The 13,324-nt window shown below is 47.0% G+C and carries 11 protein-coding genes; all 11 read right to left on the bottom strand.

From position 1 onward, the window contains the following. Positions 1-432: 432 nt before the first annotated feature. Positions 433-573 (bottom strand): photosystem I reaction center subunit IX, encoded by a 141-nt coding sequence (locus OXH18_RS21755; RefSeq protein ID WP_268613230.1) that lies wholly within the window; start codon positions 571-573, stop codon positions 433-435. 143 nt (positions 574-716) lie between these two features. Beyond that, positions 717-1,202: a Photosystem I reaction center subunit III gene (locus OXH18_RS21750; protein WP_268609568.1), complete on the bottom strand. Its 486-nt coding sequence runs from the start codon at positions 1,200-1,202 to the stop codon at positions 717-719. Positions 1,203-1,212: 10 nt separating this feature from the next. Next, positions 1,213-1,401, bottom strand: coding sequence for a photosystem I reaction center subunit VIII (gene psaI / locus OXH18_RS21745; protein ID WP_268609567.1), 189 nt, complete (start codon positions 1,399-1,401; stop codon positions 1,213-1,215). 223 nt (positions 1,402-1,624) lie between these two features. Further along, a complete protein-coding gene (locus tag OXH18_RS21740; protein WP_315874776.1) occupies positions 1,625-2,194 on the bottom strand; it encodes a photosystem I reaction center subunit XI in 570 nt (189 codons plus the stop codon). A 297-nt stretch (positions 2,195-2,491) separates the two neighbouring features. Continuing rightward, positions 2,492-4,714 carry a photosystem I core protein PsaB gene (gene psaB / locus OXH18_RS21735; RefSeq protein WP_268609565.1) on the bottom strand — a complete coding sequence of 741 codons (2,223 nt, stop codon included), beginning with the start codon at positions 4,712-4,714 and terminating at the stop codon, positions 2,492-2,494. A 120-nt stretch (positions 4,715-4,834) separates the two neighbouring features. Continuing rightward, entirely contained in the window at positions 4,835-7,198 is a 2,364-nt protein-coding gene (psaA, locus tag OXH18_RS21730; protein WP_268609563.1) for a photosystem I core protein PsaA, read from the bottom strand. A gap of 161 nt (positions 7,199-7,359) precedes the next feature. After that, positions 7,360-8,469: a photosynthetic reaction center family protein gene (locus OXH18_RS21725; RefSeq protein ID WP_268609560.1), complete on the bottom strand. Its 1,110-nt coding sequence runs from the start codon at positions 8,467-8,469 to the stop codon at positions 7,360-7,362. Positions 8,470-8,907: 438 nt separating this feature from the next. Next, a complete protein-coding gene (locus OXH18_RS21720; RefSeq protein ID WP_268609559.1) occupies positions 8,908-10,275 on the bottom strand; it encodes an FMN-binding glutamate synthase family protein in 1,368 nt (455 codons plus the stop codon). A 108-nt stretch (positions 10,276-10,383) separates the two neighbouring features. Then, complete coding sequence (locus tag OXH18_RS21715) at positions 10,384-11,073, bottom strand: GltB/FmdC/FwdC-like GXGXG domain-containing protein (protein ID WP_268609557.1); 690 nt, start codon at positions 11,071-11,073, stop codon at positions 10,384-10,386. Further along, positions 11,061-11,954, bottom strand: coding sequence for a class II glutamine amidotransferase (locus OXH18_RS21710; protein ID WP_268609556.1), 894 nt, complete (start codon positions 11,952-11,954; stop codon positions 11,061-11,063). The genes OXH18_RS21715 and OXH18_RS21710 overlap by 13 nt, the downstream gene beginning before the upstream one ends. A gap of 39 nt (positions 11,955-11,993) precedes the next feature. Continuing rightward, the gene (glnT, locus tag OXH18_RS21705) at positions 11,994-13,322 is read right to left on the bottom strand and encodes a type III glutamate--ammonia ligase (protein ID WP_268609555.1); all 1,329 of its coding nucleotides are present in this window, start codon (positions 13,320-13,322) and stop codon (positions 11,994-11,996) included. Positions 13,323-13,324 lie beyond the last annotated feature (2 nt).

Below are 13,324 nucleotides of genomic sequence, written 5' to 3'. Positions count from 1 at the left end.
AGAACAGTTTGAGAAAGGAAAAGATTAAGAATCAAGTTGTTATTTGAAACGTATTATTAATTAAAACAATAATATATTTGAAAATATTATTAAAAATTAATTTATTTGTACATTAATTCAAATAGATTGAGCGACTGCTCACAGGTAATCCCCACTGATTCCGCCCAAGTTGTTATAATCCTTAAGAATTGAAAAAACTCTATTAATGAGTCATGGTTTCATCTTCGTGGACAGAATAGAAATTTATGGGCTTAACCCATTCGTCTTCCTCAGTTCTTCACAAGTTTCTGCTCTAATACTTTCTAATATGTTGTATCAATACGGTGTTTAAAACCGCTAGCTATACTTTTCTATAAAAGGCTGGCCTATAGGAAAGAACACGCTCCTTTGATTCACTAGAGCGTGTTCTTTTTGTTTGAACATGCTGCTTAGTTAGGGGATGGCATGGAAGTAGGTACCATACTGTAACCCTGGGAAAAAGTAGTTGAGTTCAATAAAGATCACGGCTAGAACCACAATAGCTAGCGTTGCCATGACAGGTGCACTGGTTAGGTACTTGAGTATATATTGCATCATTCATCCTCCAAAGCCTTTAATGTGTGAACGTTGCTTTCAAGTAGGTAGGCCGTAGGTGGGATTAGATTCGAACCAAGTGGTTAATGTCTTAGTCCGGTTTGTTGAAACGAATGCATCCTACAGTTGATCCATCTCGTTACCTAGCGAGGGGAAACTGGAATCTGTTTATCGTCTTTGATTGTCAACTCTCCGCTGAGAAATTCTTTGATCGCAAGTAGCGGCCAAAGCAATCCTTGCAGGAGGGATTGCATGGCTAAAGGTAGGTTAATAAAAATCTCTTGTTGTTCTGGATTGGGAAATTTCTTTGTGGCTTGCAGGTAAGCACGTCCCGACCAACCAACAAAGCCAGCGAAGTAGAAGAAGATGGCAAAGGGAATCACAACATCAATGAATCGACTGGGGCGATCGAGCGGCAGATGCGGTAAACCATCGTCTCCACACAGCAATTCCGATGCATAGGTCTTAAATGGCCCCTCGAAATAATAGGTATCTGGAGCATTCTTCATACGCTCCCTAAATGCAGGCGAGTTCTGGCAGGGCACTAAGGTTTCGTTGACAGCCGATGCCACAGGAACAACGCTGAACCAGATAAATACGATGAAACACAAGGCTAGCACTTTTCGCATGGATTTCTCCTCAATTTATCTCCTCAATTCGGTTATATTCGCGAGATTCGATCGAATCTGTTGAATCCGCTTCTCGCTCAATCCAAAGGAAAATCAGGGCGAAGATGGGAAATGGCAAAATGTAGAAAATTAGGGGAATCATAATCCAAGGTAGCCAGGAAGCTGAGTATGCTCCGGTTAGTTGTGTCAAATCTGCCATGATCAGTTCTCCAAGTTAGTTGTTGTTTGAAGTAGGGAATGGGGAATGGAAAATAGGGAGTAGGGTATAGGGAGTGGGGAATCGGAAGATGAGGAAGACAAGATTGGAAAGATAAGATGAGAAGCAAGTCATTGAGGTTCCTAATTTCACTCGCCATTTCACTCATCTGCCCATCTATCTATTCATCCATTTATCCATCATTCCTAATTTCCTTTCTCCCTCACTAGCTCAATAGCCAGGGTAATAGCGATTGGCTGACATTGACTGCTCCTCGCAACATGGCATTGAGTTCATCGAAGTTTTCCAGCAGTAAGTAGGCAAATACGGCGCCGCCCATTGAACCTAAAAAGATGCCACCATTTAGTTGAAACCAATCTTCTTTGTTGCGCAGAGGGCGCAGTTCATCCCTAGAATATCGGCTATATGCACCTCTGGGATTGCCTTGAAAAGTGGCTAGTGCAAAGATTGAGATGCCTAAACAGGCAGAAACAGTGATATAAATTGCTGTAATTAAGCCACTGAGATTGGCTCCATGAGAGGCTTCGCGTAAAGGCCCCACAACAACTTCTGGCCCAACCAAAAAATAGCCATGTGCTGCACCAATTTCTAACCCTCGCATGAAGGGGCTTAAGCCCGGACGGTAAGCAGGCAAGTTATTGATGTATGCCTTGACAAGCTTGGAACTGTTGAAGGGAGTAGACAAATTGCCACGCCACGGATCACCTTTATAAGGTTGAACCATGTCTTCATCTGTATAGGCACTGGTCAAACTAGCTCCATTTGTTGTAGTCATCATTGTTCACCTTGTTGTTCTGATTAGCTTCATCTCAACCAACAATGTGGTGTATGAAAATCCTGGTCTACTTCCCCTTGACCAGGATTGTCTTTGAGACGAGGAGAGTCTCAAGCTTTATCAGTTTGGATTACGGATTTTAGATTTCGCATTCTGCCTAGACGGATGCAGGGAAGATTGGGATAGGATACAGTGAATTCTTTTGATTTCAGAGCTTTGTCCTATCTGCAACTTACATCAACCTAGCTTGCGCTACAGAAGACATCTAAAATCCATAAATTACCCAAACCTCGCAAATTATCCGTATCGACTGGCCGTTGAGGCAATCAGAAACGCCCCGTAGGTGGCAATGTAGCCAACGGTGAAGTGCGTTAAACCCACTAAACGCCCTTGAACGATCGACAGTGCCACTGGCTTATCTTTGGGATAACCGAAGGACAACGGTGTATTTTCATGGGCCCACATCAGCGTTTCAATTAGCTCTTGCCAATAGCCGCGCCATGTAATCAAGAACATAAAGCTCACTGCCCAAACCAAATGTCCAAAGAGGAACATCCACGCCCAAACAGCTAGATTATTCGTTCCCAATGGGTTGTAGCCATTGATTAACTGAGCAGAATTGAGCCAGAGATAATCGCGGAACCAACCCATCAGATAAGTAGAGCTTTCGTTGAATTGGGCCACGTTACCGCTCCACACCGACAAGTGTTTCCAGTGCCAGTAGAATGTAATCCACCCCAATGTATTCAGCATCCAGAACATGGCGAGATAGAACGTATCCCAAGCCGAGATATCGCAGGTACCACCACGCCCCGGACCGTCACAGGGAAAGGAATAGCCAAAGTCTTTCTTGTCGGGCATGAGCTTGGAACCACGTGCATCCAGCGCTCCTTTCACCAAAATTAGGGTTGTAACATGAAGACCAAGAGCGATCGCATGGTGAACGTAGAAATCACCGGGGCCGATTGTTAAGAACAACGAGTTTTTGCCGCTGTTAATCGCCTCTAGCCAGCCCGGGAGCCAAACATTGCCATGATTAGGCCAGGCGGTAAAGGCAACGCTGTCTGGATTGGACAACAGGGTATTGAAGCCGTAGATCAGCTTACCGTGAGCCGCCTGAATGAATTGAGCAAACACAGGTTCAATCAAAATTTGCTTCTCGGCTGCACCTAATGCCACCTCGCAATCATTGTGAACATACAATCCCAACGTGTGGAAACCTAAGAATAGCGACACCCAACTAAGGTGAGAAATAATCGCTTCTTTGTGGTTCAACGCTCGATCGAGCACATTGCCCTTGTTTTGTACCGGATCATAGTCTCGCACCATGAAGATAGCCCCATGCGCAAAGGCTCCCACCATCAGGAATCCTGCGATGTATTGATGATGCGTATACAGAGCAGACATCGTGGTGTAATCGCGGTTGATGAAGGCATAGGGCGGCATTGAGTACATGTGCTGTGCTGTGAGAGAGCTAGCTACTCCCAATGCTGCTAATGCAAAGGCAAGCTGGAAGTGCAAAGAGTTATTCATGGCATCGTATAACCCTTGGTGTGGCAAATTGAATTGCCCTTCCACTTTTTGGCCAAAGAACTCCTTCGCATTCAGCATTTCCTTGATATTGTGACCAATACCGAAGTTGGTGCGGTACATGTGCCCCGCAATGATAAAGAGAATGGCGATCGCAAGGTGATGATGCGCCATATCTGTTAGCCACAGCGATTCAGTTTGGGGATGAAAACCACCCAAAAAGGTGAGAATGGCGGTTCCGGCTCCTTGGGATGTGCCAAATAAATGCTGTGCCGTATCGGGGTTCTGCGCATAGGCAGCCCAATGCCCGGTAAAGAAAGGCTGTAATCCTTGTGGGTGAGGCGGCATACGCAGGAAATTGTCCCAACCCACATGCTGCCCACGTGATTCAGGAATCGCAACGTGAACTAGGTGTCCTGCCCAGGCTAAAGAACTCAAGCCAAATAGCCCTGCTAAATGGTGATTTAAGCGAGCTTCGGCGCTCTTGAACCAGGATAGGCTGGGACGGTAACGAGGCTGAAGGTGCAGCCATCCAGCATACAGAAAGACCGCAGACAACAGCAGCAAAAACATGGAACCCGCAAACAAATCGTTTGTGGTGCGCATTCCGATCGTATACCACCAGTGATAGACACCTGAATAGCAGATATCAACCGGATTTGCCGCCCCAGCCCGCGTGAACGCATCAATAGCTGCTGGCCCAAACTGGGCGTCCCAAATAGCATGAGCGATCGGCCGAACACTGAGCGGATCTTTAACCCACTGCTCAAAGTTACCTTGCCATGCCACATGAAACAGTAAACCCGATGTCCAGAGGAGGATGATCGCCACATGACCAAAGTGAGAAGCAAAAATCTTTTGATAAAGATTCTCCTCCGTCATACCATCATGACTTTCAAAATCATGCGCTGTAGCAATCGCATACCATATCCTTCGCGTTGTCGGGTCTTGAGCTAAGTCCTGACTAAACTTGGGAAATTTTGTTGCCATAGTAGTCTCAATCTAGTGTGACTGATTGTTTTGAAACTGGTAATTGGTAATTGGTAATAGAGAGAAAAATCTACTTCATTCCCGACTTCCAACTCCCTATTACCAATCCTCATGTTCCATTCACCCGATCGCCGCCATCCGCGCTAAGAAGAACGCCCAGGTTGTGACGATTCCACCGAGCAGATAATGAGCAACTCCAACGGCACGACCATGAATAATACTCAAGGCACGAGGTTGAATGGACGGGGCAATTTTGAGTTTATTGTGGGCCCAGACGATTGACTCAATCAACTCTTGCCAGTAGCCGCGACCACTGAATAAGAACATGAGGCTAAATCCGAAGACAAAGTGCCCTGCTAGGAAAAGCAATCCATAGGCTGAAAGGGCAGATCCATAGGAGGTTATGGCTTGAGTCGATTGCGCCCAAAGGAAGTCTCGTAGCCACCCATTGTTGGTAATCGATGACATTGCAAAATTACCACCTGTGAGATGCGTGATCGTACCGTCCGGGTTGACGGTTCCCCACACATCTGACTGCATTTTCCAGAAGAAGTGGAAGATGACAATAGACAACGAGTTATACATCCAAAACAGACCTAAAAAGACATGATCCCAACCGGAAACTTGACACGTGCCGCCCCGTCCCGGACCATCACAAGGGAACCGGAAACCTAAGTTGGCTTTGTCGGGAATCAGACGAGAACTGCGAGCAAACAATACACCCTTCAGCAGTACCAGCACCGTCACGTGAATGGTGAACGCATGAATATGATGAATTAGAAAATCCGCTGTACCAAGACTGATGGGCATCATAGCAATTTTGCTGCCCACTGCCACCACACCGCCACCAAAGGCGTAGCTGACTGGTTCACTCAATCCAGGAGCCGTCACACCCAGCCCAGAGACTTCAATGTTGCGCAATCCTCCAAAGGTATCTCCTAGAGGTTGAGCCGCTTGCAAAGCCCCTACGGCTGCCGTGTGGATGTGTTGCACCCACTGAGCAAACACAGGCTGAAGTTGAATACCCGTATCGGAAAACATATCTTGAGGACGCCCAAACGCTCGCATCGTATCGTTGTGACAATACATCGCAAAACTGTGGAAGCCCAAAAACTGACATACCCAAACTAAATGAGAGATGATTGCATCACGATGACGAATGACTCGATCGAGTACATTATTTACATTCATCGCTGGATCGTAATCTCGCACCATAAAGATTGCTGCATGTGCACCCGCCCCAACAATTAAAAAGCCACCAATCCAGACATGATGAGTGAATAAGGATGTAACTGTGGCATAGTCAGTTGCGAGATAAGGATAGGGCGGCATCGCATACATGTGGTGTGCCACGATGATACTCAGAGAACCCATCATGGCTAGGTTGATTGCCAGTTGCGCGTGCCAAGAGGTGGTCAGAACTTCAAATAAGCCTTTGTGCCCGACTGGGCCAATAAAGCTTAAGAACGGCAGCATGTTTGGTGTTCTCGCATCGTCTAGCATCACCTTAATACTGTGACCAATGCCCCAATTAGTGCGGTACATATGTCCGGCAATAATGAACAGCACCGCTAGCGCTAAATGATGGTGTGCCGTATCTGATAACCACAAACCACCCGTTATTGGATTTAGTCCACCCTTGAAGGTGAGGAAATCAGAATAGGCCCCCCAATTGAGGCTAAAGAACGGAATGATGCCGCTGGGGAAGCCCCAATCCACACTGGGGTATAGTTCTTTCATCAAGTTAGGGTTGAGGATGAACTCGTGGGGCAGAGGAATGTCCCGCAATGCGACTCCAGCATCCAGTAATTTATTGGTAGGCAGAGCAACGTGAATTTGGTGACCTGCCCATCCCAAACAGCCTAATCCTAATAATCCAGCTAAATGATGGTTCAGCATTGATTGCACGTTCTGGAACCATTCCAGCTTTGGTGCTCGCACATGGTAGTGGAACCAACCTGCAAACAACATCAAAGCCGCCATTACCAAACCACCGATCGCGGTGCAGTAAAGCTGATATTCAGTTGTAAATCCGGCGGCTCGCCACAGTTGAAATAGCCCAGAGGTGATTTGAATTCCATGGAATCCACCACCCACATCCGCATTCAGAATGTCTTGCCCAAAAATGGGCCAAACAATCTGGGCACTTGGTTTAATGTGAATCGGATCAGTCATCCAAGCTGAAAAGTTGGAGAAGCGTGCGCCATGAAAATACATGCCGCTAAGCCAGATGAAGATGACGGCAAGATGCCCAAAATGGGCCGCAAAGATCTTGCGTGAAATATCTTGTAGATCACTGGTATGACTGTCAAAGTCATGAGCATCGGCATGAAGATTCCAAATCCAAGTTGTGGTTTTGGGACCGCGGGCTAGCGTGCGATCGAAATGTCCTGGTTTGGTTAGCGGCTCAAATGTAACCGGAACCGGATTTTGATCGACAACAACCCGAACAGGTTGCCTCTGCTCCGGAGGACTGGTTGTCATTGAAGCACTCCTTTTTGTGAAACAACGACGTGAAACAACAACGATGATGTGCGAGGGTTAGTGATTGATAATTGGTAATTGGTGATTGGTAACAATTTCAAATTTCATTCCCTTACCTATTTCCTATTACCCATTCCCAAATTCCATTCTCTGTTCCCTCTTCACAACACAGGTTCAACCTCTTCAATCAACAATTCTGGAAAATAACGATCGCTCGGTTCATCAAGCACCGCGATACTGTGATTGACTTGTGTTATAAAGTCAAACCACGTGGGAATCATTTGTCCTCGGCTATCCATCACAGAAGGTTGGCTGAAGTTGAATCGATCGAAATTAAAGGCAGCAATATCTACCCCTAAGGCGGCGGACCAGATGCCTGCAACTGGTAGGGCAGCTAGAAAAAAGTGGAGCGATCGTGAATTTGGAAAACTTATTCTCTTCCAGAATAAAGTTTGCTGATAGGTTTGGGCATGGCGAAAACTGTAGGTTGGTTCTCGTTGCCCAAGCACATAGCCCACATTAATGGACTCATTGGGACTTGTTTTACGAATCAATGTTGAAGTAACAAGTGAGCCATGGACTGCACAGAGAAATGCTCCGCCAAATACACCGATAACACCAAGTTGATGAAATGGACTCATCAATATATTATGATCTGCCTGGAATCGCAACATAAAATTGAATGTTCCAGAAATTCCCAACGGCAAACCAGATGAAAAACTTCCTTGCCCGATTGGATAAATCAACAGGACTGAGATTGCCGCCGCAACTGGGGCTGTAAACGCCAGTGAAATCCAAGGGCGCATTCCTAAACGATAACTGAGTTCCCATTCTCGATCTTGATAGCAAATGATGCCAATGATGAAATGTAGAACAATTAGTTGATACGGCCCACCATTAGAAAGCCATTCCTTAATAGATGCGGCCTCCCAAATAGGGTAGAAGTGTAAACCGATCGCAGCTGATGATGGAATAACTGCCGCTGTAATCAAGTTGTTACCGTCCCATAATGACCCGGAAACCAAGGCTCCTGTGCCATTCATGTCTACAGGCGGGGCTGCTAGAAAGGCAATGATAAAAACAATAGCAGCCGTTGACAGCGTGGGAATCATAATCACTCCAAACCAGCCGATGTAAATGCGGTTTTCGGTGCTAGTCACCCAGCGACAAAATCGTTCCCACGGGTTGACCCTCCGATGGGTTACGTTATGGTCAGCTTCGATTTGGTCAGGGCGATTGTTAGCGATCGCTCTACCAAACTGTATCGTCATGATGAAAATAACTCCTTTTTAAACAGGTTGGAGTTGCTCATTACAGAGACGTTTTAAGTCCGAGCATAATGAGTGAACTGATTATTTAACGACTAATTAAGCTAGGAGTAGAAAAAGATACGGGTACAACATTGGAGTAGCCCTTCCAGCTAATGCTGTACTTGGCTCTTTGGTGAAGAGAATAGGAAAAAAGGATGAAGGACTGATGAAGACTCGCTTGATCTTCAAAAAATGTTACAGAAGCATGTGTTGATAAATGCAAACCATATTCACTATCTATGGGCAATTGCGATGCCGCGATAATGAGTATCCATTGATGCAGGATTCATCAATTTCTGTCAGACAATTACCCTTCGCGTTTCAGTAGTCATTTGACAATAAAAAATGCCGAGTCCCATTCGGCGATCGGCAAGGCAAGGTTGAGAAGTAATGCGTTCATCACAGGTGTATCGCTGTTGTGTAACCGGGAATCCAATTCGTTCCCGCCAGAGGTACGCGCGCCATCGCTGCCGCCTCGATCGTCAAAGCTACTAAATCTTCGCGTTCCAGGTGATGCACGTTCTGTTTACCACACGCACGGGCGATCGTTGTCAGTTCCATGTTGAGCGTTTGCAGATAGTTTTTAACTCGTCGTGCGCCGACATCAGGTTCTAGACGCTTTTCCAACTGCTCATCTTGGGTTGTTACTCCCACCGGACATTTTCCAGTATGGCAATGATGACAATAGCCAGGGGCTGTACCAAGGGCGTGATAATCGTCAACGGCGGAATGATGTGCTCCGTTCTGAATATAGGTATCGCTATTGCAACCTAAGGACATCAAGATTGCCTGCCCAATCGATACGGCGTCGGCGCCTATTGCCAGCGCTTTGGCCACATCAGCCCCGGTGCGAATGCCCCCCGACACAATTAGTTGCACTTTACCTTTCATGTTCATGTCTTCTAGCGCATCTACAGCCTGCCGGACGGCAGCTAGGGTAGGAATACCCACGTGTTCAATAAACACGCTCTGGGTGGCAGCGGTACCGCCCTGCATCCCATCTACCACTACCACATCGGCTCCGGCATGAACGGCGAGTTTGACATCGTTAAAGGGACGAGAGGCTCCAATTTTGACGTAAATGGGTTTTTGCCAATCGGTCAATTCGCGCAATTCTTGAATCTTAATGGTCAAATCATCTGGACCGGTCCAATCAGGATGGCGACAAGCCGATCGCTGATCTACTCCTTCGGGTAAGGTGCGCATCGCTGCCACGCGCGGATTAACCTTTTGCCCCAACAACATGCCCCCCCCACCTGGTTTTGCCCCTTGTCCAATCACAATTTCAATAGCATCGGCCCGGCGCACATCATCAGGATTAAAACCATAGCGTGACGGCAAACATTGGTAAATTAAAGTTTTGGACGATCGCCGTTCTTCCGGGGTCATACCGCCATCGCCTGTTGTCGTAGAGGTGCCTACTTGAGTTGCTGCCCGTCCTAGTGCTTCCTTAACATTGGCTGACAATGAACCAAAACTCATGCCTGCGATCGTAATTGGCATTTCTAGTTCAATCGGTTTGCTGGCGTAGCGTGTGCCCAAGGTAGTTTTGGTGACGCATTTCTCGCGATAGCCTTCCAGTGGATAGCGGGACAGCGAGGCTCCTAGAAACACTAAATCATCGAAGTGAGGTAAGCGGCGTTTTGCCCCTAGTCCACGAATTTCGTAGAGTCCGTGAGCAGCAGCATTTTGAATGTAATTGAGAATGTGGCGATTGTATCCAGCGGATTCTTCCAGGAAGAAGAGACGATGTAACGAGTCATTCATAACTGTGGGTATAGATGGGTAATAGGTGATGGGGTAGACAGTACAGTGTAGATGAGTGCAAACTTGCTCCCTTACTCCAATTCGTGTTTTGCTTAAAGCTCCTCATGATTAATACTCCTGATTCGCATCGGCGTTCCAATGGTAAAGCTGTTTAGCAGAGGCAATGCGTTGAAATTCGTTGGGATCGAATGTAAAATCTGCCTTTGTCAATAATTCATTGACCGCTTCGTAATCCTGGTCTGCCATGGGTTCCACTTGTGCATCTGCCCCCAGCGATTTGATCGTGCCGCGCACATAAATCACGGCTTCATATAATGAGTCTCCTAGTGCATCGCCTGTATTTCCACAGATAACCATCCTGCCTGCTTGGGCCATAAACGCCGAAAAGCTGCCAACATTCCCACCCACCACAATATCGGCTCCTTTCAAAGAAATACCGCAGCGTAAACTAGCATCTCCATCAATAATCAAGAGTCCACCGTGGGCGGATGCTCCGGCTGATACCGATGCGAACCCTTTGACATGGACTCGTCCCGACATCATGTTTTCTGCGACACCGGGACCTGCATTACCATGAATGGTAATATTCGCTAATTGATTCATTCCGGCTGTGTAATAGCCGGTATGGCCGAAGATATCAATCTCGATCGGCGCATTCACACCTACCGCGATATTGTGTGCTCCATTCGGGTGAAATATGCGTACGGGTTGGCCAGCGTACTGTTGGAGATTGTCATGCAGAAATTGGTTCACTTGGCGCAGGGGCGTTTGGTTCAGATCAAACGTTAGATCGTCCATACATACATCTCCTCTGGATTGGGTTCGTAGAGGTGAGCGTGATCGATATCGGGCAAATGTGCCAGCGATTGATACTCTGAAGCAATCGCTACATAATCATCGGTTTCAGCCACCACCGCAGGTTTACAAGCAAAAGCATCGCGCACCAACGCCAACTTGTCGGCTGTGCCCATCAGAAACGTGTAAAATCCATCAAGTTCCTGAAAGCCTTTTTCGATGGCGCTTTCCAAGTCATCGCCTTCACGCATTCGCCATTCTAAAAACCGACAAGCCGCTTCCGTATCGTTATCTGTTTCAAATTGAATGCCTTGCGGTTCTAGCTTGCGACGAATTTCATAGGGATTAGAGAGAGAGCCATTGTGTACCAAACAGAAATCCTCGCCAGCAGTAAAGGGATGAGCATGAGCAGGTGTCACTGCCGATTCCGTTGCCATGCGTGTGTGCCCGACGACATGCGTTCCTTTGAATAAGTGAAATTGATAGCGATCGGCAATGCGAGCAGGATGTCCTGTATCTTTGTATAAATCAATCGTGCGTCCAGTCGCCAAAAGGTGCAAACTAGGATGCTGTTCAGTGATCCATTGTTTGAGTTGTTTTGAGTCAATATCTGTGATTAAGCTAGCATGATTACCATGCGCTATCAGTTTCGAGTGATTTGCAATAGTCGATCGCAAATAATCACCCAGAATTTGCCAGTCAAATTCCTGAGCAGCATACAAACTATATTTTCGATAGGGTTCTTTGACGGTGTCAGTAAAGACTGCCAATCCTGCTGAATCTGGGCCGCGCTCGCTCATACCTATCAGCATCGGAACCATTAGTTCGCCTAAAGAGTCGCGCAGGGTTGGGTTCTTAATTAAGAGACCAACAATTCCACACATGGTTCTACTTAGAAATTAATGATTAGAAAATAGCTAGACTTAGAAAAACTCTAGATAGCGCTGCACTTCCCATTCAGATACGTGGCGCATATATTCAACCCATTCCATCTGTTTTAGCTTGATAAATTCATCAGCTAATGGTCCCAGTGCCGTCCGAATTACTTCATCGGCAACCAGCGCATCGATCGCGTCTTTCAGACTTTGAGGCAAAGTCCGAATACCTTTCTCGGCTAGCTCGGTGGAAGACAAATCATACAGGTTAAAGTTGCTTGGTTCACCGGGATCAAGTGCTTTTTCAATCCCATCCAATCCCGCTGCAATTACCGCTGCTGTCGCCAGATAGGGATTACAGGAGCCATCCGCCAGCCGCAGTTCCAAACGACCGCCAGGAGCACGCACCATGCTCGATCGATTGTTGTCACCATAGCTAATATATGCTGGAGCCCACGTTGCGCCGCTGAGCGATCGACCGACAACCAATCGCTTATAGGAATTGATAGTGGGTGCACAAATAGCCGCTAAGGCCGGAGCGTGAGTCAGCAGCCCTCCCAGGAAATGATAACCCAAGGTAGACAATCCTAACTGGCGTTGATCCGAATCATCTGCAAACAGATTATGTGTTTCATCCCAAATCGACAAATGCAAATGCATGCCTGTACCCGTGCGATCGGCAAAGGGCTTGGGCATAAAGGTGGCAATCAGTCCTAGTTCTTTAGCGATCTCCGAGGCAGCCATCTTAAAGAAAATGTAGCGATCGGCCGACGTGAGACAATCGCTGTAGGTGTAGTTAATTTCAAACTGACCATTCGCATCTTCGTGGTCAATCTGATACACATCGAACCCAACCATTTGCAAACAGTTCACTAGGGTTTCAATAAAGAGCCGACTGCGCGACAGTCCTTTATAGTCGTAACAGGGCTTCTCCAGCGTGTCAGTGGCGTCGGCTGGAGCAATCCGTCCTTGCGCATCCTTACAAAGCAGGGCAAATTCTGGTTCAATTCCTGTGTTTAACGTCCACCCCCTTTCCCGCAGGCGATCAATCTGCTGCATTAATACATAACGAGCATCATAGGGATAAGGCTTGCCCTGCACATGCCCGATGCATACCATCCTCGCAAATCCTGGCATCCACGGCACTAGTGACAAGGTAGATGGATCGCCCACTGCCATAAAATCAGGACTATTGGGCAGCATGTTGAACCCCCAAAGTGCAAATCCAGCAAACCCTGCTCCCGGACTGAGAATATCTTCATAGTGAGAGGCGGGAACTGCCTTAGTTTTGGCCGTTCCGTGTATATCTACAAACTGTGCCAGGATAAACTTAATGTGATGGTCTTCCAGAAATTGCCGTGCCTCTAGTGGGGTCATAT

It is taken from the genome of Thermocoleostomius sinensis A174 (assembly GCF_026802175.1).
GTDB lineage: Bacteria > Cyanobacteriota > Cyanobacteriia > Elainellales > Elainellaceae > Thermocoleostomius > Thermocoleostomius sinensis.
This window is presented reverse-complemented; position numbering and strand designations above follow the sequence as displayed.